Origin of the sequence: Aeromicrobium sp. WCS2018Hpa-31 (assembly GCF_031843905.1) — a bacterium.
In the GTDB taxonomy this organism is placed as follows: domain Bacteria; phylum Actinomycetota; class Actinomycetes; order Propionibacteriales; family Nocardioidaceae; genus Aeromicrobium.
This window is the reverse complement of sequence record NZ_JAVTJF010000005.1, coordinates 58,716-77,182: the sequence shown is the minus strand read 5'-3', so window position 1 is coordinate 77,182 and position 18,467 is coordinate 58,716. Positions and strand designations below refer to the sequence as shown.

Sequence of the window (18,467 nt, the reverse complement as noted above, 5' to 3'; positions counted from 1 at the left end):
GGTCAGCTGCTGCGGCGGCGTTGGACCACGGCGCCGATGCCGGCGAGCACGAGCAGTGCACCGAGCACCAGCAGCCAGAGGTCGGTGCCACCGGTGCCGGGCAGGATGCCGGCCGCGTCGCCGGCGTCGGCGTCGGCGTCGGCCGCGGCGTCGCCGTCGTCGCCACCACCGACCACGACGAGCACCTCTGCGCTCACGGCCCCGAGGTCGCCGCACGTCGCGACGACCTGGGTGCTCCGGGTGCTGGAGGCGGCCGGTGCCGTGAAGGTCGCGACGAGCTCCATCGTGTCGTCCTCGCTGAACGACTGGTCCTCGTAGCTGACCGTGATGATCGTGGGCTGGTCCGACGTGACCGTCGCCGTGAACGTCTCACCGGGGGCGACCCGCGTCTTCGACAGCTGCAGGTCGCAGACGGTGGGCGGGTAGGGCGCGTCGGCCGCGGCGAGGCCGGCCGCCGAAGCGGGAGGGACCGCTGCCACGAGGGCGAACGCGGCCAGCGCGGAGGCGACCAGAGCCGCAGCAATCTTCTTCATGACACTCCCAGGCGGTGACGGATCCCACGCGCACGCGACCCCGTGGAGGAGCGTGCTCGACGGTAGAACGACGCTCGGTGCCGGAAGGTCACGCCCGAGGACGCGAAAAACCCCGGACCGACGGGTCCGGGGTCTCTCGGGTCGAGCCTGATGCGTGACTCAGACGTGCACGGGCACCCGGTCGATGTCGACGACCACGTCGGCGACCACGCCGACCGCGGCCGCGACCGCGAGATCGACGGCCTCCGAGCGAGGCGCGAGCGTGCGCAGCGTCCACTCGCCCGGGCCGGCGAAGAACCGGAACTGGCCGGTCGCCGAGGTCGGGACCTCGGCGGTGAACTCGCCGGTGCGGTCGAGCAGACGCACGTAGGCGTTGCCGACCGGCTCGTCACCGCGGACGACGACGCCCTGGATGACGGCCTGGTTCGCGACGTCGACACCCTCGAGGCGGGGTCCGCCCTTGATCGCTCCGCACATGTCAGGCCTCCCCGCGCTCGTCGCCGATCGCCACGGGAACGCCCCGCAGCGAGCCGTACTCGCTCCACGAGCCGTCGTAGTTCTTGACGTTCGGGTAGCCGAGGATCTCGTTGAGCACGAACCACGTGTGCGAGCTGCGCTCACCGATGCGGCAGTACGCGATGGTGTCCTTGCCCTCGTCGAGGCCGGCCTGGGCGTAGAGCTCCTTGAGCTCCTCGTCCTTCTTGAAGGTGCCGTCGTCGTTGGCGGCCTTGCTCCACGGGACGTTGCCCGCCGTGGGGATGTGACCGGCGATCTGCGCGGCCTCCTGCGGCAGGTGCGCCGGGGCGAGCAGGCGTCCGGCGAACTCGTCGGGGCTGCGGACGTCGATGAGGTTCTTCGTGCCGATCGCCTCGATGACCTCGTCGCGGTAGGCGCGCACGGACTCGTCCGGCTCCCGTGCGGTGTACGTGGTGGCCGGGCGGTCCGGGACGTCGGCGCTCAGCTCGCGGCTGTCGAGCTCCCACTTCTTGCGGCCACCGTCGAGCAGACGGAGGTTCTCGTGGCCGTAGTAGGTCAGGTACCAGTAGGCGTACGCGGCGAACCAGTTGTTGTTGCCGCCGTAGAAGACGACGGTGTCGTCGTTGGCGACACCCTTCCTCGAGAGCAGCTCCTCGAGCTTCTCCTTGGAGATGAAGTCGTGGCGCACGCCGTCCTGGAGGTCCTTCTTCCAGTCCAGCTTGATGGCGCCGGGGATGTGGCCCTTGTCGTAGGCCTCGGCGTCCTCGTCGACCTCGATGAGGACGACCTTGGGGTCGTCGAGGTGCTCCTCGACCCAGTCTGCGGTGACGAGCGCGGTGTCGCGGCTCATGGTGATACCTCCGTGTGTTGACCCACTGGGCGTGGGGATGGGGCTGTGTGGTCGGGGTGGGTGGTCGGGGTGGGTGGTGGTCAGGCGGGCTGGCGCGACGCGGTGGCGCGACGCGCGAGCAGGTAGAGCTCGCAGCCGAGGCAGAAGCCGACGGCGGCGTTGAGGAGCGCGGCCACGAGGGCGAGAGCCGTGGCCGCGTAGCCCACGGCGTCCGCTCCGGAGACGAAGCCCACGAGGGCGACGGCCACGAACGCGAGGCCGACCGTCTGCGCGAACCGCGGGGGACGGGCGTCCTCGGGCTCGGCCGGCGGGCCGATGCGCGGTCGGACGAGTCGCGCGAAGGCGACCGCGTACGGCGAACGGTGCAGGTGACCGCTCGCGCCGATCGCGAACACGATGCCCTGCGCGGCGAGCAGGACGACGGCGGCCGAGGTCGGCAGGACCAGGGCCAGCGCCAGCACGACCGACGTGATCGCCGCGGCGAAGCGTTGGCCGCGCGGGTCCACGTGCGTGGGACGTGACATGAGGAACTCCTGGAGGAGGGAGGCGCGCGCGACCGCAGGGGTCGACGTCGGCCGGGACAGGTCGGCTCGTGACCGCGGGTGCGTGCTCGCGCGGTCGATCAGCGAGGACGACAGAGCGCGGAGCGCGTGCGGCAGTGGTCCACCGCGAGGCGCCGCGTCAGGTTCGTCGAGCCGGTCATGGGACCAGCGTAGGCCGCGAGCGGCTGCGACCCTGCTTTCTGTCTCGCATGGCGGACAGTCGTCTCACAAAATGGACGGGACTGCCCACGGAGGCCATCCATCGACGGCGAGGCGCCTCAGGCGTCGAGGACCGCCACCACCTGGTCCCGACGCGGGAGACCGGACGCGCGGCTCAGCACCACGCCGTCGGCGTCGACGACGAGCACGGTGGGCGTGCGCAGGATGTTCAGCCTTCGGACCAGGTCGAGGTGGGACTCCGCGTCGACCTCCACGTGCGCGACGTCGGCCCGGGTCGAGACGACGTCGGTGAGCAGGGCCCGGGTGGCACGGCACGGGCTGCAGAAGGCGCTGGAGAACTGGACGAGCGTGAGCCGGTCGCCCAGCGCCGCACCGATCTCGTCGGCCGTGACGCGCGGGACGTCCGCGAGCTCGCCCGACCCACCGGGCCCGACCGGGTCGGCGGTGCCCTCCGTGGCGGCCGCGGGACGGCTCGTGAACCGGCCGTTGCGCCGCTGCATCACGAGGGCGAGCAGGGCCGTGGCCACGAGGGCGGCGACGAGGACGAGGGCACCGGTCACCCGCCCAGGCTACGTGGACGGACCACGTCCGGATCAGACCACGAGGACCGCGAGCTGGGCGCCCAGGTGCGCCACCGGAGCCGCCAGGGCCACCGAGAGCGCCGCCGGGAACACCCAGAGCTCCGGCCCCGACGTCGTCCCACCGGCGGTCCAGGCACGGCCGACCACCTGGCCCAGCAGGGCGCACAGCGCCGCACCCGCGCCGACGGCCGTGCCGAGGACCCACGTGCCGGACCCGTCGACGACGAGGGGGACGGCCGCTCCCGCACCTGCCCCGGCCAGGACGGCCACCGACGCGAGCACCACGCGGTCGCCCGGCGCGGCCCAGACGAGCACGGCGACCGACAGCCCGACGCCGGCCATGAGGACCACGTCGGTCGACAGGGACGCCCGCGCTGCGGCCACCCAGCCGGCGGCCAGCGTGGCCAGGACGCCGAGCGTCACCGTCGCGGCGGCGGAGCGGACGAGGTGCTCCCGGCCTTCGCGGCGCAGCATCTGGGTGAACCAGGCGAGGGCCACCACGACCGCCACCCCGGCGAGGACGCCCGCGAGAACGCCGGACGACAGGAGCGCGTCGCGGGCCGCCCGCGTGCCGGAGGTCCCGGCGAGCAGGCTCGGGTCGAGGGCCAGACCGGTGGCCACCAGGCTGCCGGCCGCGACCGGCACGAACGAGCCCGCACGGACCTGCTCCAGGCCGGCCGAGGGTGGGGCCGCGGCCACCAGGACCTGGACGAGCAGGACGCCGGCGGCGACCAGCCACAGCTCGCCCGTGGTCACGGCGAGAGCGAGCAACCCCGCGAGCGCGGTCGACAGCAGCGACGACACGAGGCGGGGCACCTGAGCATGATGCCAAACCGGCCGGTGCCCCGCGGCCGGTTCAGCCACCGGCGAAGGGGGGCAGGAACTCGACCAGCGACCCCGGCTCGAGCGCGACGTCGGCGTGGTCGCGACCCCCGACCGGCACCTCGCCGACGAGCACGGAGCAGATGCCCAGGACGTCGGCGAAGCGCCGGTCCCCCGGTCGTCGTCGCACCACGGCGGCCTCGACCTCGGCCAGCGTGGCGCCGACGACGGTCTCCGTCTCGACGCCCGCGGCGGCACGCGCGGCAGCCCAGTAGCGCACCGTGACGCCGTCACGACCGCTCGCAGCGGCGACTGTGACGTCGTTCTCTTCCGCGACACCTTCTGGTGATTCGTCCGACACATGCACTATTCTCGACCATGCGACGAGGCCACGGTGACATCACCTGGCCTCTTGTCATAACCAGCACCACCAGCACGCACCCAGCAACAGCAACAGCAACAGCAACAGCACAGAAGCACTGACGCAGGCGGTCCCCTCGGGGTGACGCTCCGGACCGGTACCACCTGCGAGCGGTGGGCACCGCGCCCGCGGCGGAACGACGGAGGGACCTCGTGTCGCACCTCTTGCTCCTGACCAAGAGCACCCAGTCCTCGGTGGAGGTGCTGCCCGCGCTCGCGCTGCTGCCCCACCACGTCAAGATCCTCCCCGCCGAGGCGAGCGCGCTGATCGACGCGCCACCGTCCGACGCGGTCCTCGTCGACGGTCGCCACGACCTCGCCCAGGTGCGCAGCCTCACCCGGGTCATCCGCACGACCGGCATCGAGTGCCCGCTCGTGCTGATCCTCACCGAGGGTGGCCTCGCGGTCGCCGCCTCGGACTGGGGCATGGACGACGTCATCCTCACCACGGCAGGACCTGCCGAGCTGGAGGCACGCCTCCGGCTCGCCATGGGACGCGTGGCCGCAGGCCAGGACGGCGACGACGACTCCCACCTCATCGCCTCCAGCGGCCTGGTCGTCGACGAGGCCACCTACACCGCCAAGCTCGAGAACCGCACGCTCGACCTCACCTTCAAGGAGTTCGAGCTGCTCAAGTTCCTCGCCCAGCACCCCGGGAGGGTGTTCACCCGCCAGCAGCTGCTGCAGGAGGTGTGGGGCTACGACTACTTCGGCGGCACGCGCACGGTCGACGTCCACGTGCGTCGACTCCGCGCCAAGCTGGGCACCGAGCACGAGACGCTCATCGGCACCGTGCGCAACGTCGGCTACCGCTTCGTCGCCACCACCCCCGACACCGAGGAGCGTCCCTCGCAGCCCGCCTCCAGGGTCCCGGGTCCGGGTGCCCGCGCCTGACGGACCACGACACGCGGCGGGTCAGCCCCGCAGCATCAGGGCGGCCACGGTGACGCCGGATGCCACGACGAGCGCGCGCAGGACCAGGTCGGGCAGGCGTCGACCGATGATCGACCCGACGTAGCCGCCGCCGACGGACCCGGCCCCCAGCAGGAGCACGACGGTCCAGTCCAGGGGTGCGACGAAGACGAAGATCGCGGTCGCCACGAGGTTGGACGCGAGGATCGCGGCGGTGCGCAGCGCACTGATCACGGCCATCGGCAGCTCCAGCCCGAAGGCGAGCACGGCGATCATCATGACGCCCTGCCCGGCGCCGAAGTAGCCGCCGTAGACCCCGCACGCCGCGGTGCCGAGCCCCACGCCGGCGCCCACCCGCGGCGGGCCGGTCACGTGGTCGGGGCCCCGCCGGGACCGGACCCGTCGTGAGATGAGCGGCTGCGTGGCCACCAGCGAGCAGGCGAAGAGGATGAGCCAGGGCACGGCCGACTCGAACACCGAGGAGGGGAGCCGCAGGAGCAGGAGCGCGCCGACCACGGCGAACAGGCCGCTGAGCCCGAGCACGGTCGCGGTCACGCGAGGGTGCAGGGAGAGCTCGCGGCGGTAGCCGAAGGACCCACTGAGCCCGGCCGGCACCAGTCCCACGGTGTTGGAGGCGTTGGCCGTGACGGGCGGGACGCCGAGCGCCACGAGGACCGGGAAGCTCACCAGGGACGCCACGCCGATCGACGCGGTGGCGATGCCCGCACCGAAGCCCGCCGCGACGATCGCGGCGACCTCCCCCGCGCTCACGCGGGTGGTTCGCGCAGGATCGCGACGTCGCTGACCTGCTCGACGTGGTCGTGCATGGCTCGCGCCGCCTCGTCGGCGTCGCCGGCGCGGATGGCGGCCGCGATCCGTCGGTGGGCGGCGAGCGAGTCGCGGGGCCGGCCGGGCTGGCCGAGGGACTCGATGCGGGTCTCGAGCACGAGCTCGCTGATCTCGGCCATCATGCGGGCCAGCAGCGTCGAGTGCGCCGCGGCGGTGACGGCGGCGTGGAACTGCTCGTCGCCGGCGACGCCGCCACCGCCGGCGTCGATGTCGGCCTCCATGCCGTCGAGCGCGGCGTCGATGGCGTCGGCGTCGGCGTCGCTGCGGCGCTGGGCGGCGAGCGCGGCGATCTTGGTCTCGAGCGCGTCGCGGGCGTCGATGACGTCGGGCAGCCGCTGGGCGTGCTCGCGGATCGCCTCGGTGATGCGCCGGACCCCGGAGCCCCCCGTGAGGATCGCGCCGTCGCCGTGGCGCACCGTGACGGCACCGACGACCTCGAGCGCGACGAGCGCCTGGCTGACCGTGGCGCGGCTGACGCCGAGGCGCGTGGCGAGGTCGCGCTCGGGCGGGAGGCGGTCGCCGGCACCGAGCCCGTTGTCGGCGACCCACGTGGCGATCTGCTCGGCCACCTGCTCGTAGAGGCGGGGGCGCGCGACCGGTCGGAGGCCGTCGTTCGGGGAAGCCATGGAGCCAGGGTATTGACAATCGGCTCAGATGACTATTGGCTAGGCCACTGATCCATCGGGGGTGACTCCCGTCACACGACCCTCGTCACGACTGCACAGGAGGCTCCCGCCATGGGACCGGAACTCATCGCGATCATCGCGCTCGTCGCGCTGTTCGTCATCGGCACGCTGCTGCCGATCAACATGGGAGCCCTGGCCTACGTGGCCGCGTGGCTCGTCGGCATGTACGCGCTCGACCTCGACGAGAAGGAGATCCTCGCCGGAGTGAGCGGCGACCTGATCCTCACCCTGATCGGCGTCACCTACCTCTTCGCGATCGCGAAGAACAACGGCACCGTCGACCTCATCGTCACCACCGCCGTGAAGGCGGTCGGCGGGCGCGTCGCGCTGATCCCGTGGGTCATGTTCGCGGTCACCGCGCTCCTGACGTCCATCGGCGCTGCGAGCCCCGCGGCCTGCGCCATCATCGGCCCCATCGCGCTCGGCTTCGCCGGCAAGTACAAGATCAGCCCGCTCATGATGGGCATGTTCGTCGTGCACGGCGCCCAGGGCGGCGGCTTCTCCCCCATCAGCATCTACGGCACCATCACCAACTCGGTCATGCGCGAGAACGGCCTGCCCGTCAGCGAGATGACGGTGTTCCTCGCCAGCCTCGTGGTCAACCTGGTCATGGCCGCCATCCTGTTCCTCGCCCTCGGTGGTCGCCGCCTCATGTCGCAGCGCATCGAGCCCGGCGACGACGACACCCTGACCGCCGACCTGCACACCGGTGGCGCGAAGGTGACCGCCCGCGGCTACGGCGTCGACGCCCCCACCGGCACCGCCGCGACGGGCGTCCGCACCGACCAGGTGCTCACGCTCGTCGCCTTCGTGGGCGTGGCCGTCGTGGCCCTCGCCTTCGACAAGAACATCGGCTTCGTGGCCATCACCGCCGCCGTCATCCTCGCCATGCTGTCGGCACAGGAGCACAAGGGCGCCGTCAGCCAGATCGCCTGGCCGACCGTCCTGCTCGTGGCCGGCGTCAGCACGTACGCCGCGATCCTCACGCAGGCCGGCTCGCCGGAGTACGTCGGCGGGTGGGCCGCGGGCCTCGGCGCCGTGGCCATCGGCGCCCTGATCCTCTGCTACGTCGGCGGCGTGGTCTCGGCGTTCGCGTCCTCCACCGCGCTGCTGCCCGTGATCGTGCCGATCGCCATCCCGCTCATCGTCGACGGCGGCATCCACCCGGCCATGTTCATCGCGGCCCTGGCCATCAGCTCGACCATCGTCGACGTGAGCCCGTTCTCCACGAACGGCGCGCTCATGCTCGCGAACCGGCCGGACACCGTGACCGAGCAGGTCTACTACAAGCAGATCCTGACCTACAGCGTGATCGTGGTGCTGGTCGGTCCGCTGCTCGTCTGGGCCGCGCTCGTGCTGCCGGGATGGGGGGCCTGACATGACGAGCTCCGGACCGCTCTCGGACCTGCTGGTCGTCGACCTCTCCCGCGCGCTCGCCGGGCCGCACGCCACGATGATGCTGGGCGACCTCGGCGCCCGCGTGGTCAAGGTCGAGGCCCCCGGCCACGGCGACGACACCCGCGGATGGGGTCCGCCCTTCCGCTGGCCCCACGCCGACGGGCACGTCGGCACGGCCGACGAGGCCGACCCCGACGTCCAGCGCGAGTCGACCTACTTCCTGTCGGCCAACCGCAACAAGGAGTCGGTGGCGCTCAACCTCAAGGACGAGGCCGACCGCGACGTCTTCCTCGCGCTGGTCGACCGCGCCGACGTGCTGGTCGAGAACTTCCGCACGGGCGTGCTCGAGCGTCTCGGGCTCGGCCTCGACGGCCTGTGCGAGCGCAACCCCCGCCTCGTGGTGCTCTCGATCACGGGCTTCGGGCACGACGGGCCCGAGGGGGGCCGCTCCGGCTACGACCAGATCGCCCAGGGCGAGGCCGGGCTGATGTCCATCACGGGCTCCTCGCCGGACGACCCCCAGAAGGTCGGCACCCCGATCTCGGACATCCTGGCCGGCATGTACGGCGCCTACGGCGTCATGACCGCGTTGCACGAGCGGGAGCGGACCGGTCGCGGCCAGGTGGTGCGCACGTCGCTGCTCGCCGCCACGGTCGGCGTCCACGGCTTCCAGGGGACCCGCTGGACCGTCGCCGGCACCGTCGGCCGGGCGCAGGGCAACCACCACGCGTCCATCTCGCCGTACGGCCTGTTCCGCTGCGCCGACGGAGCCGTGCAGATCGCCGTCGGGAGCGAGGGCCTCTGGCACGACTTCTGCGCCGGCTTCGACGTCGACCCCGACCTCGAGGGCTTCGCGACGAATCCCGAGCGGGTCGCCCGTCGCGAGGAGGTCGTCGAGCTGGTCGAGCAGGTCTTCGCCGACTGGAAGGCCGAGGACCTGCTCGCGCGGCTCGCCGAGGTCGGCATCCCCGCCGGCAAGGTGCGCACCCTCGACGAGGTCTACGCCTGGGACCAGACCCACAGCCAGGGGCTCCTCGTCGACGTCGAGCACTCGACCCTGGGTAGCGTGACGCTGCCGGGTCCGCCGTTGCGGTTCTTCGACGGCGGCGGGGTCGAGACGACCCGCACCGACCACCAGGCACCCCCCACGCTGGACCAGCACGGCGGCACCGTCCGTCGCTGGATCGAGGAAGGCGACCGATGACCGAGCGTCAGCGAGCGAACGAGCAGCACCGATGACCGCCCGCATCGGTGCCCACGACCTGGTCGAGCTGGTCCTCGACCCCGGGTCCCACGAGTCCTGGGACGAGCCGATCGACGTCTCGGGCTACTCCCCCGAGTACCGCGCCGCGGTCGAGAAGGCCGCGGCACGGGCCGGCACCGACGAGTCCGTGATCACCGGGCGCGGCCTGGTGAAGGGGCGGCCCGTGGCCTTCGTGCTCAACGAGTTCGGCTTCCTCGCCGGATCCATCGGTCGAGCCGCCGCCCAGCGCATCACGAGCGCCGTCCGCCGGGCCACGGCCGAGGGCCTGCCCCTGCTCGCCTCCACGGCCTCGGGCGGAACCCGCATGCAGGAGGGCACGCCGGCGTTCGTGCACATGGTCGACATCTCCCGCGCGATCATGGACCACCGCGCGGCCGGTCTGCCCTACCTCGTGCACCTGCGGCACCCCACCACCGGCGGCGTGTTCGCCTCGTGGGGCTCCCTCGGGCACGTCACGGTGGCCGAGCCCGGCGCTCTCGTCGGCTTCCTCGGGCCCAAGGTCTACGAGCTGCTGGAGGGTCGGCCGTTCCCGGCCGGCGTCCAGGTGAGCGAGAACCTGGCCGAGCGGGGCATCATCGACGAGGTCGTGCTGCACGACGAGCTGCCGATGGTCGTCGACCGCGCCCTCGGCATCCTGGTGGACGCCGCGACGGAGTCCACGCGGGACCGCCGCCCGGGTCGCGAGCCCGACGCCGAACGTCGCCTGAGCACGTGGGAGTCCATCGAGCTCACCCGCGGCGAGGGACGCGCCGGGGTGCGCCACCTGCTGCGGCACGGCAGCGACGCCACCGTGCGGCTGCAGGGAACGGACGAGGGCGAGCGTGACAGCGCGATGCTCGTGTCCCTGGCGCGCCTGGACGGCGTGCCGTGCGTCGTGGTCGGCCAGGACCGCACCACCCAGACGCCCGCCAACCCCATGGGGCCGGCGGCGCTGCGCGAGGCACGGCGCGGGATGCGTCTGGCCCAGGAGCTGGGCCTGCCGCTCGTCTCCGTCATCGACACGCCGGGCGCCGAGCTCTCCCCCGAGGCCGAGGAAGGATCGATCGCCGGCGAGATCGCCCGCTGCATCGCCTCGATGTCGACCCTCACCGTCCCGTCGGTGTCGGTGCTGCTGGGCCAGGGCTGCGGTGGCGGCGCGCTCGCGCTGCTGCCGGCCGACGTCGTGGTGGCCACCGAGAACGCGTGGCTGTCGCCCCTGCCGCCCGAGGGTGCGAGCGCGATCGTGCACGGCGACGTCGACCACGCGCCCGAGATGGCCGAGCAGCAGCGGGTCTCGGCGCTCGACCTGCACGAGCTCGGCACCGTGCACCACGTGGTGCCGGAGCCGGTCGACGACACCCCGGAGGCGCTCGCGAGCGCGGTGGCGGCCGAGGTCGGCCACCAGCTGCGCCGGCTCGCCGACCTGCACCGCGGCTGACCCCCGCGGCGCGCCGACCACGGACCCGGCGCGCCGCGGGGTCTCGCACCCCGCGTCATCATGGAGGCATGAGCCTGTCCGACCTCGCCCGTGCCGCCACCGACGTCGACGGCGTGGAGCCCCTCAACGAGGCGACCCGCATCGCGCTGCGCGAGGGCGACGAGCCCCGCGTGCTGCTGGAGCGCGACGAGGTGGCGGCCGCGGTCGCCTTCTCCGACGCCCCCGCCGAGCTGGTGGTGCATCCCGACCACCGCCGCCAGGGCATCGGCCGGGCGCTCCTCGACCAGCTGGTCGCCCGCGGGGAACGTCGGCTCTGGGCGCACGGCGACCTGCCCGCCGCGCAGGCGCTGGCCGCGTCGGCCGGGTTCACGCCCGAGCGCACCCTGCTGGTCCTGCGTCTCGCGCTCGGCGAGCAGGCCCCGCAGGAGCGGACGATCGAGGGCGTCACGCTGCGCGGCTTCCGTCCCGACGACACCGACGCGGTCGTCGCGGTGAACGGGCGCGCGTTCGCTCACCACCCTGAGCAGGGCGCCATGGACCGCGCCGACTTCGAGCGGCGTGCCGCCGAGCCGTGGTTCGACCCCGCAGGCCTGTTCGTCGCGGAGGATGAGCAGGGCGAGGTCGTCGGCTTCCACTGGACCAAGGTCGAGGGGGACACCGGCGAGGTCTACGTCGTGGGGGTCGACCCGGACGCGCACGGCCGCGGCCTCGGCACCGCCCTCACCGCACGCGGCCTGCGCCACCTGCACGAACGGGGCCTGCGGACCGTCGACCTCTACGTCGAGGGCGACAACGACGCCGCCCTCACCGTCTACCGTCGCCTCGGCTTCGCCGAGCACGCACGCGACACGCTCTACGCCCGCGCGTGAGCCGCGCCGACGTCAGCTGAGACCGCGCTGCAGCGCGGCGGCGGCCCGGCGCATGGCCCGCGGCGCGGAACGCCCGATGCCCACCATGTTCGCGAAGCCGTGGATGAGCCCGCGCTCCTCCACGTGCTCCACCGTGACGCCGGCGGCCCGCAGGTGCTCCACGTACGCGGTGCCCTCGTCGCGCAGCGGGTCGAAGCCCGCCGTCACGACGTAGGCGGGTGCCGCTCCGGTGGCGTCCTGGCGCAGCGGGGACAGCCGCGCGTCGGCCCGGTCCTCGTCACCGGCCAGGTAGCTGTCGGAGCACAGGTCCATGAAGGCCTTCGTGAGCAGGTACCCCTCACCGAGGAGCGTCCGGCTGGGGAGCTCCTCCACGAAGTCGGTGGCCGGGTAGATCAGCAGCTGGAAGGCCGGCGCGACCACGTCGTCGGCGTGGGCGGCGTGCTGCGCCACGAGGGCCGAGAGGTTGCCGCCGGCGCTGTCGCCGCCCACGGCGATGGCGGACGGCTCGATGCCGAGGCCGGTGGCGTGCTCGGTGACCCAGCGCCAGGCTGCCCACGCGTCCTCGAAGCCGGCCGGGAACTGCGCCTCCGGCGCCAGGCGGTAGTCGACGGAGACGACCCGCACCTGCGCCTCCTCGGCCAGGAACCGGCAGACGCCGTCGTAGGCGTCGAGGTCGCCGTAGACCCAGCCGCCTCCGTGCAGGTAGACGAGGGCCGGTGACCGACCGCTGAGCCCTCGGGGCGTGTAGAAGCGCAGGGCCAGCGGTCCACCGGGGCCGTCGATGGTGCGGTCGGTGACCGCCCCGATCGGCTGGGTGCCGCCGAGCATCTGGAAGGCCTCGGTGTACATGCGACGGCCGCGGGTGATCGACAGGGTCTCCACGGCGGGGCCCTGCAGGCCCATGACCCGCAGGAGGAGCTGCATCTCCGGATCGAGCGTGCGGCCGTCGACGGTGCGCGGCCGACCCGCGAGCCGCCTGATGACCGGCGTGGGGAGGGAGAAGAGGCCCTGGGCGCCCTTGGCCTGCACCAGCGCCAGCAGCTTCGTCGTCGACACCATGCGCGCACCATAGCGCCCCACGTCGGTCCATGACCCCCGTGTCCGCCCCGACGCCGGCGTCCGTCGAGCCCCGGCACACGTCGTCGTTCAAGCACTGTTCACCTGGGCTTGCGACACTCGACGTGTGGACACCACCGATCTGGACCTCCCCGCGGTCGAGACACCCGCATCACCCGACGAGTTCGACGTCGACCCGCCGTTCGACCCCGCCGACGGCGAGCTGCCCGCGGACCGCTTCCTCGACCGAGAGCTGTCGTGGATCGCGTTCAACGCCCGGGTGCTCGAGCTCGCCAACGACGCTTCGCTGCCCCTGCTCGAGCGCGTGCGCTTCCTGTCGATCTTCGCCAGCAACCTCGACGAGTTCTTCATGGTGCGCATCGCCGGCCTCAAGCGCCGCATCGCCGCCGGCGTGGCCGTGCCCTCGGCCAGCGGCTTCCACCCCAAGGACGTGCTCGCCAGCAGCCTCGAGGCCAGCCACGGCCTCATGATCGAGCAGGCCCGCGCCTTCGCGTCCGACGTCGTGCCGGCGCTCGCCGAGGCGGGCATCGCCCTCGTCCGCTGGGACGACCTGACGCCGAGCGAGCGCGCCGACGTCAGCGCCACCTACCGCGACCGGGTCTTCCCGGTGCTCACGCCGCTGGCGGTCGACCCGGCCCACCCCTTTCCCTACATCTCCGGCCTCTCGCTGAACCTCGCCCTGGTGCTGCGCAACCCCGAGACCGGCAAGCAGCACTTCGCGCGCGTCAAGGTCCCCCCGATCATCGACCGCTGGATGCCGACGAGCGACGGTCGCCACGTCCCCCTCGAGGACGTCATCGCCGCCCACCTGGACCTGCTGTTCCCCGGCATGGAGATCGTGGCCCACCACGCGTTCCGCGTGACCCGCAACGAGGACCTCGAGGTCGAGGAGGACGACGCCGAGAACCTGCTCAAGGCGCTCGAGAAGGAGCTGCTGCGGCGCCGCTTCGGCCCGCCCGTGCGACTCGAGGTCGAGGAGACGATCGACGCCGAGGTGCTCGACCTGCTCGTGTCCGAGCTGGGCATCAGGCAGGACGAGGTGTTCCGTCTCCAGGGTCCGCTCGACCTGCGCAGCCTGGGCGAGATCGCCGACCTCGACCGCCCCGAGCTGAAGTTCGACCCGTTCGTCCCGGGCACCCACGAGCACCTGGCGGAGGTCGAGACCGCGAGCCCCGCCGACCTCTTCGGCACGCTGCGTCGCCGCGACGTGCTCGTGCACCACCCGTACGACTCGTTCGCCACGAGCGTGCAGCGCTTCATCGAGCAGGCCGCGGCCGACCCGCACGTGCTCGCCATCAAGCAGACGCTGTACCGCACGTCGGGCGACTCCCCCATCATCGACTCCCTCGTCGACGCCGCACGTTCGGGCAAGCAGGTGCTCGTGCTCGTGGAGATCAAGGCCCGCTTCGACGAGCAGGCCAACATCCGCTGGGCCCGCAAGCTGGAGCGCGCCGGCTGCCACGTCGTCTACGGCCTGGTGGGGCTGAAGACGCACTGCAAGCTGGCGCTCGTGGTGCGCGACGAGCCCGACGGGCTGCGCCGGTACGCGCACCTCGGCACGGGCAACTACAACCCCAAGACGGCCCGCCTCTACGAGGACTTCGGGCTGCTGACGAGCGACCCCGACATCACCAACGACCTGCTCGAGCTGTTCAACGCCCTCTCGGGGTTCGCCCACCAGAGCGAGTACCGCAGCCTCATGGTGGCCCCGTCCGGCCTGCGGGAGGGCCTGCTGGAGCACATCGGTCGCGAGATCGAGCACCACCGGGCCGGACGGCCCGCCGGGATCTCGTTCAAGGTGAACTCCCTCGTCGACGAGGGCGTCATCGACGGTCTGTACCAGGCGTCGCGCGCCGGCGTCCCCGTGCGGCTCGTCGTGCGCGGCATCTGCACGCTCCGACCGGGCGTGCCGGGGCTGAGCGACAACATCGAGGTGCGCAGCGTGCTCGGGCGCTACCTGGAGCACAGCCGGGTCTACTGGTTCGCCGGTGGCGGGAGCCCCGAGGCCTGGATCGGGTCGGCCGACCTCATGCACCGCAACCTCGACCGCCGTGTCGAGGTGCTGGTGCGGGTGCCCAGTGCCGAGCACGTGCAGACACTCGGTGACCTGCTCGCCAGGATGGCCGACGACGCCACCAGCTCCTGGCACCTCGGCGCCGACGGCACGTGGACCCGCCACGCGACCGAGCGCGACGTGCAGACCGAGCTGATCGCCCGCGCCAAGCGCCGCCGCAGCCGCGCGACCTCCTGACGCGGTTCAGCAGGCGGCGAAGAGCAGGGCACCCGTGCCGAGCATGAGCACGGTGCCGTCGGCGGACCGGTCGAACGACAGCGTCACCGTGGCCTGGTCCACCGTGGCGGAGGGGTCGCGCAGCTCGTCCTCCACCTGACCGGTGCGCCCGATGAAGGGGCCGGTCGCGAGCCGCTCGCGGATCGGCGCCTGCTCCCGGGCGGTCGAGACGTCGTCGAACGTCATCGCGAAGGTCGCGGTCTGTGCACTGGCGCCGGAGCCGCCGCGGTCGGTGAGGGCCCGCCCCGCGAACGAGTAGGCCTGCAGACGGCCCTCACGCGCCTGCGCGGCGTCGGCGGCGGCGCGGTCGGTGTCGGGCACCGCGGCGGCGTCGCACCCCAGCGAGCCCGCCTGCAGCAGCACGGTGTCGGCGCCGGCCAGGGCCTGGGCGGTGTCGGCCGCCTGGCGCACCGTGGCGAGCGACGCGTCGCGGCCCGTGGCCGTCCGCACGACCTGGTCGGCGGCCTCGGGCGCGGTGGCAGCCACCAGCACGCCGGCCGAGCGCACGATCCGCACCGCGGTGAACTGGTCACCGAGACCGGTCTCGGTCAGGACCTGCGGCGTGGCGCTCCACCCGTCGCCGTCCTGGTCGAACCCGGCCTCGCGAAGACCGTCCTCGACCTCGCTCCAGGACAACGCGTCACCGGGTGCGACCACCAGGACCCCAGCACCGAGGTCCTGCACGAACGCCTCCCAGCGGACGTCGTCGATCGACCAGCCGAACGCCTGGGGCACGGCCTCGCCGATGTCGGAGAGCGCCGACCGCGTGGCCAGGTCGCGCGTGGCGGGATCGGTCACCCCGGAGTCGCGGATGCGGTCCCAGTCGGTGAAGCCCAGCACCGTCGTGTCGGCCGGGGCGACCGCCAGCGCCGACGCCAGCGGTCCGCGGACGTCGGCCCGCCCGAGGACCTGCTGCCCGGGTCCCGTGACGGCCCAGGCGACCCCGGCGGCGAGCGCGAGCACCACGAGCGGGACGACGACGAGCACCACGGCCGACGGGCTCCTGCGCACCACCGGACCACCTCCTCGTCGTCTCGCCAGGTCGGTTCGTCACCGTCTGGACACCTTGGACGTGAACAATACGAGGCATGTCACGTGAACGTCCGCTGACCGCCGCCGGCGCCGTCACCTGGCGGCGCGCCACCCCTCGTCCCGACGACACGAGTCGACGCCCCGTCGAGCTCCTCCTCGTGCACCGTCCGCGCTACGACGACTGGACGTTCCCGAAGGGCAAGCCCGACCCCGGGGAGGACCTGGTGACGACCGCGGTCCGCGAGGTCGCCGAGGAGACCGGGCAGCGGATCCGGCTCGGCCACCCGCTGCCCGACACGCAGTACCGCGTGGCCGGCGGCCCCAAGCGGGTCAGCTACTGGGCGGCCCGTGTGGTCGGCCGCACCGAGACGCCCTTCGTGCCGAACCGCGAGGTCGACGAGGTGCGGTGGGTGCGGCCGGGGCACGCCCGCAAGCTCCTCAGCTACGACCACGACCACGACCTGCTCGAGGCCTTCCTGGACCTGCGCGACGACAAGGCCCACCGCACCCGCACGCTCGTCGTGGTCCGCCACGGCAAGGCGAGGGCGCGCGAGAGCTGGTCCGGGGAGGACGCGCTCCGGTCGCTGACCCTCGTCGGCGAGCGCCGCGCCGAGGCCCTCGTGCCGATCCTGCAGGCGTACGGGGTGCGGCGCGTCGTCACCAGCCCGGCCGAGCGCTGCGCGGCCACCGTGGAGCCCTTCGCCCGGTCCATCGGCGCGTTCCTGAGGCTCGACGACCGGCTCACCGAGGACACGCGCCGCTCCGACGTGCGCCGCTGCGTCGACGCCGTCCTCGACGCCAAGCCCCCCGCCGTGATCTGTGGGCACCGCCCGACGCTGCCGTGGGTGTTCGAGGCGCTGGGGGTCGAGGCCCCTGACCTCGCCCCCGGCGAGGGGGTCGTGCTGCACCACCGCCGCGGGAAGGTGCTCGCCTCCGAGCCGCTGGGGAGACCTGCGTCACCCCGCTGACCAGCGACGGGTCCGCTTCCTTCGCCCATCGTTCACCGGCCGTTCACCGTCCTACGGGTCCCGATACACCTGGCTTCCCTAGCGTCCACGACGACAGAAGCATGTGATCATCGAAGGGACACCCCCCGTGAACCGCACCACGCTGCGTGCAGCCGCCCCCGCGGCACTCGCTCTCACCCTCGCTCTCGGACTCTCCGCCTGTGGCGCCTCCAACGAGGGCGACTCCGGCTCGGGCTCGGGCGACTCGTCGCTCTCCGGCACCCTCAACGGTGCCGGTGCCAGCTCGCAGGAGGCTGCCGTCGGCGCCTGGAAGGCCGGCTTCCAGTCCGCCAACAGCGACGTGACCGTGAACTACGACCCCGCCGGCTCGGGCGCCGGTCGCGAGCAGTTCATCGCCGGTGGCGTCGACTTCGCCGGCTCCGACGCCTACCTCGAGGACGACGAGCTCACCAAGGCCCAGGAGCGCTGCGGCGGTCCGGTCGTCGAGGTCCCCACCTACGTCAGCCCCATCGCGGTCATCTACAACCTCGAGGGCGTCGACGAGCTCAACCTCTCGGCCGAGACCATCGGTGCGATCTTCGAGGGCAAGATCACCAAGTGGAACGACTCGGCCATCGCGGCCGACAACCCCGACGCCGACCTCCCGGACACCACGATCACCCCCGTCCACCGCTCGGACGACTCGGGCACCACGAAGAACTTCACCGCCTACCTCGAGGCCGCCTCCGGCGGTTCGTGGAGCGGCGGCGAGGTCGAGACCTGGCCGATCAAGGGTGGCGAGGCTGCCCAGGGCACGTCCGGCGTCGTCCAGGCCGTCACCAACGGCAACGGCACGATCGGCTACGCCGACGAGTCGCAGGCCGGTGACCTCGGCCAGGCCAAGGTCAAGGTCGGCGACGAGTTCGTCGAGGTCAGCCCCGAGGCCGCGGCCAAGGTGCTCGACACCGCCACCGAGGTCGAGGGCCGCGACGCCACCGACATCGCGCTCGACATCGAGCGCGACACCACCGAGGCCGGCGTGTACCCGATCGTCCTGGTGTCGTACATGATCGGCTGCGAGTCCTACGACGAGGCGCCGAAGGCCGACCTCGTCAAGGGCTGGCTCGAGTACGTGACCAGCGACGAGGGTCAGAAGACGGCCGCCGAGCAGGCCGGCTCCGCACCGCTCACGGCGGACTTCGCCAGCAAGGTCGCCAAGGCCGTCGGCACCATCAAGGCCGCCAGCTGATCGGATCCGGTCCCCGGTCCGAGCCCACCACGGGCTCGGCCGGGGACCGGACCCGCTCGTCTCCCCCCAACC

The 18,467-nt window shown here is 72.8% G+C and carries 19 protein-coding genes; 8 read left to right on the top strand and 11 right to left on the bottom strand.

From position 1 onward, the window contains the following. Positions 1 to 2: 2 nt before the first annotated feature. From RQG84_RS07590 to RQG84_RS07560, 7 genes are all read right to left on the bottom strand, one after another. On the bottom strand, positions 3 to 533 hold the full coding sequence (locus RQG84_RS07590) for an LPXTG cell wall anchor domain-containing protein (protein WP_311209528.1): 531 nt from the start codon (positions 531 to 533) through the stop codon (positions 3 to 5). Positions 534 to 692: 159 nt separating this feature from the next. Continuing rightward, complete coding sequence (locus tag RQG84_RS07585; RefSeq protein WP_311209527.1) at positions 693 to 1,010, bottom strand: DUF1416 domain-containing protein; 318 nt, start codon at positions 1,008 to 1,010, stop codon at positions 693 to 695. 1 nt (position 1,011) lies between these two features. Continuing rightward, positions 1,012 to 1,860 carry a sulfurtransferase gene (locus RQG84_RS07580; RefSeq protein ID WP_311209526.1) on the bottom strand — a complete coding sequence of 283 codons (849 nt, stop codon included), beginning with the start codon at positions 1,858 to 1,860 and terminating at the stop codon, positions 1,012 to 1,014. An 80-nt stretch (positions 1,861 to 1,940) separates the two neighbouring features. Beyond that, positions 1,941 to 2,384 carry a DUF4395 domain-containing protein gene (locus RQG84_RS07575; RefSeq protein ID WP_056581439.1) on the bottom strand — a complete coding sequence of 148 codons (444 nt, stop codon included), beginning with the start codon at positions 2,382 to 2,384 and terminating at the stop codon, positions 1,941 to 1,943. A 296-nt stretch (positions 2,385 to 2,680) separates the two neighbouring features. Then, on the bottom strand, positions 2,681 to 3,142 hold the full coding sequence (locus RQG84_RS07570) for a thioredoxin family protein (RefSeq protein WP_311209525.1): 462 nt from the start codon (positions 3,140 to 3,142) through the stop codon (positions 2,681 to 2,683). Between the two features lie 33 nt (positions 3,143 to 3,175). Then, positions 3,176 to 3,979, bottom strand: a complete 804-nt coding sequence (locus tag RQG84_RS07565) for a hypothetical protein (RefSeq protein WP_311209524.1) — start codon at positions 3,977 to 3,979, stop codon at positions 3,176 to 3,178. A gap of 40 nt (positions 3,980 to 4,019) precedes the next feature. After that, the gene (locus RQG84_RS07560; protein WP_311209523.1) at positions 4,020 to 4,346 is read right to left on the bottom strand and encodes a MoaD/ThiS family protein; all 327 of its coding nucleotides are present in this window, start codon (positions 4,344 to 4,346) and stop codon (positions 4,020 to 4,022) included. 212 nt (positions 4,347 to 4,558) lie between these two features. On the opposite strand from RQG84_RS07560, the gene RQG84_RS07555 reads away from it, so the two are divergent. Continuing rightward, positions 4,559 to 5,299, top strand: coding sequence for a response regulator transcription factor (locus RQG84_RS07555; RefSeq protein WP_056572857.1), 741 nt, complete (start codon positions 4,559 to 4,561; stop codon positions 5,297 to 5,299). A 21-nt stretch (positions 5,300 to 5,320) separates the two neighbouring features. On the opposite strand, the gene RQG84_RS07550 is transcribed toward RQG84_RS07555, so the two are convergent. Then, positions 5,321 to 6,088: a sulfite exporter TauE/SafE family protein gene (locus tag RQG84_RS07550; protein WP_056572853.1), complete on the bottom strand. Its 768-nt coding sequence runs from the start codon at positions 6,086 to 6,088 to the stop codon at positions 5,321 to 5,323. Next, entirely contained in the window at positions 6,085 to 6,792 is a 708-nt protein-coding gene (locus RQG84_RS07545) for an FCD domain-containing protein (protein WP_311209522.1), read from the bottom strand. The genes RQG84_RS07550 and RQG84_RS07545 overlap by 4 nt, the downstream gene beginning before the upstream one ends. A gap of 111 nt (positions 6,793 to 6,903) precedes the next feature. On the opposite strand from RQG84_RS07545, the gene RQG84_RS07540 reads away from it, so the two are divergent. From RQG84_RS07540 to mshD, 4 genes are all read left to right on the top strand, one after another. Then, entirely contained in the window at positions 6,904 to 8,229 is a 1,326-nt protein-coding gene (locus tag RQG84_RS07540) for an SLC13 family permease (protein ID WP_311209521.1), read from the top strand. 1 nt (position 8,230) lies between these two features. Next, complete coding sequence (locus tag RQG84_RS07535) at positions 8,231 to 9,454, top strand: CoA transferase (RefSeq protein WP_311209520.1); 1,224 nt, start codon at positions 8,231 to 8,233, stop codon at positions 9,452 to 9,454. A gap of 31 nt (positions 9,455 to 9,485) precedes the next feature. Beyond that, a complete protein-coding gene (locus tag RQG84_RS07530) occupies positions 9,486 to 10,931 on the top strand; it encodes a carboxyl transferase domain-containing protein (RefSeq protein WP_311209519.1) in 1,446 nt (481 codons plus the stop codon). A gap of 68 nt (positions 10,932 to 10,999) precedes the next feature. Then, complete coding sequence (gene mshD, locus RQG84_RS07525) at positions 11,000 to 11,800, top strand: mycothiol synthase (protein ID WP_311209518.1); 801 nt, start codon at positions 11,000 to 11,002, stop codon at positions 11,798 to 11,800. Positions 11,801 to 11,812: 12 nt separating this feature from the next. Here the strand turns inward: mshD and RQG84_RS07520 are convergent, their stop codons facing one another. After that, positions 11,813 to 12,859 carry an alpha/beta hydrolase gene (locus tag RQG84_RS07520; protein WP_311209517.1) on the bottom strand — a complete coding sequence of 349 codons (1,047 nt, stop codon included), beginning with the start codon at positions 12,857 to 12,859 and terminating at the stop codon, positions 11,813 to 11,815. Positions 12,860 to 12,983: 124 nt separating this feature from the next. On the opposite strand from RQG84_RS07520, the gene RQG84_RS07515 reads away from it, so the two are divergent. Beyond that, positions 12,984 to 15,128, top strand: a complete 2,145-nt coding sequence (locus RQG84_RS07515; protein WP_311209516.1) for an RNA degradosome polyphosphate kinase — start codon at positions 12,984 to 12,986, stop codon at positions 15,126 to 15,128. A gap of 6 nt (positions 15,129 to 15,134) precedes the next feature. On the opposite strand, the gene RQG84_RS07510 is transcribed toward RQG84_RS07515, so the two are convergent. Next, positions 15,135 to 16,181 (bottom strand): hypothetical protein, encoded by a 1,047-nt coding sequence (locus RQG84_RS07510; RefSeq protein ID WP_311209515.1) that lies wholly within the window; start codon positions 16,179 to 16,181, stop codon positions 15,135 to 15,137. Positions 16,182 to 16,255: 74 nt separating this feature from the next. On the opposite strand from RQG84_RS07510, the gene RQG84_RS07505 reads away from it, so the two are divergent. After that, on the top strand, positions 16,256 to 17,167 hold the full coding sequence (locus RQG84_RS07505) for an NUDIX hydrolase (RefSeq protein ID WP_311209514.1): 912 nt from the start codon (positions 16,256 to 16,258) through the stop codon (positions 17,165 to 17,167). Positions 17,168 to 17,294: 127 nt separating this feature from the next. Continuing rightward, complete coding sequence (gene pstS, locus RQG84_RS07500; protein ID WP_311209513.1) at positions 17,295 to 18,395, top strand: phosphate ABC transporter substrate-binding protein PstS; 1,101 nt, start codon at positions 17,295 to 17,297, stop codon at positions 18,393 to 18,395. The last annotated feature ends 72 nt before the right edge of the window (positions 18,396 to 18,467 follow it).

What these genes read in the sequence shown, in the direction of transcription:
- RQG84_RS07590 (WP_311209528.1), bottom strand. Translation starts at nt 533, where the DNA reads ATGAAGAAGATTGCTGCGGCTCTGGTCGCCTCCGCGCTGGCCGCGTTC.
- RQG84_RS07585 (WP_311209527.1), bottom strand. Translation starts at nt 1,010, where the DNA reads ATGTGCGGAGCGATCAAGGGCGGACCCCGCCTCGAGGGTGTCGACGTC.
- RQG84_RS07580 (WP_311209526.1), bottom strand. Translation starts at nt 1,860, where the DNA reads ATGAGCCGCGACACCGCGCTCGTCACCGCAGACTGGGTCGAGGAGCAC.
- RQG84_RS07575 (WP_056581439.1), bottom strand. Translation starts at nt 2,384, where the DNA reads ATGTCACGTCCCACGCACGTGGACCCGCGCGGCCAACGCTTCGCCGCG.
- RQG84_RS07545 (WP_311209522.1), bottom strand. Translation starts at nt 6,792, where the DNA reads ATGGCTTCCCCGAACGACGGCCTCCGACCGGTCGCGCGCCCCCGCCTC.
- RQG84_RS07540 (WP_311209521.1), top strand. Translation starts at nt 6,904, where the DNA reads ATGGGACCGGAACTCATCGCGATCATCGCGCTCGTCGCGCTGTTCGTC.
- RQG84_RS07535 (WP_311209520.1), top strand. Translation starts at nt 8,231, where the DNA reads ATGACGAGCTCCGGACCGCTCTCGGACCTGCTGGTCGTCGACCTCTCC.
- RQG84_RS07530 (WP_311209519.1), top strand. Translation starts at nt 9,486, where the DNA reads ATGACCGCCCGCATCGGTGCCCACGACCTGGTCGAGCTGGTCCTCGAC.
- mshD (WP_311209518.1), top strand. Translation starts at nt 11,000, where the DNA reads ATGAGCCTGTCCGACCTCGCCCGTGCCGCCACCGACGTCGACGGCGTG.
- RQG84_RS07520 (WP_311209517.1), bottom strand. Translation starts at nt 12,859, where the DNA reads ATGGTGTCGACGACGAAGCTGCTGGCGCTGGTGCAGGCCAAGGGCGCC.
- RQG84_RS07505 (WP_311209514.1), top strand. Translation starts at nt 16,256, where the DNA reads ATGTCACGTGAACGTCCGCTGACCGCCGCCGGCGCCGTCACCTGGCGG.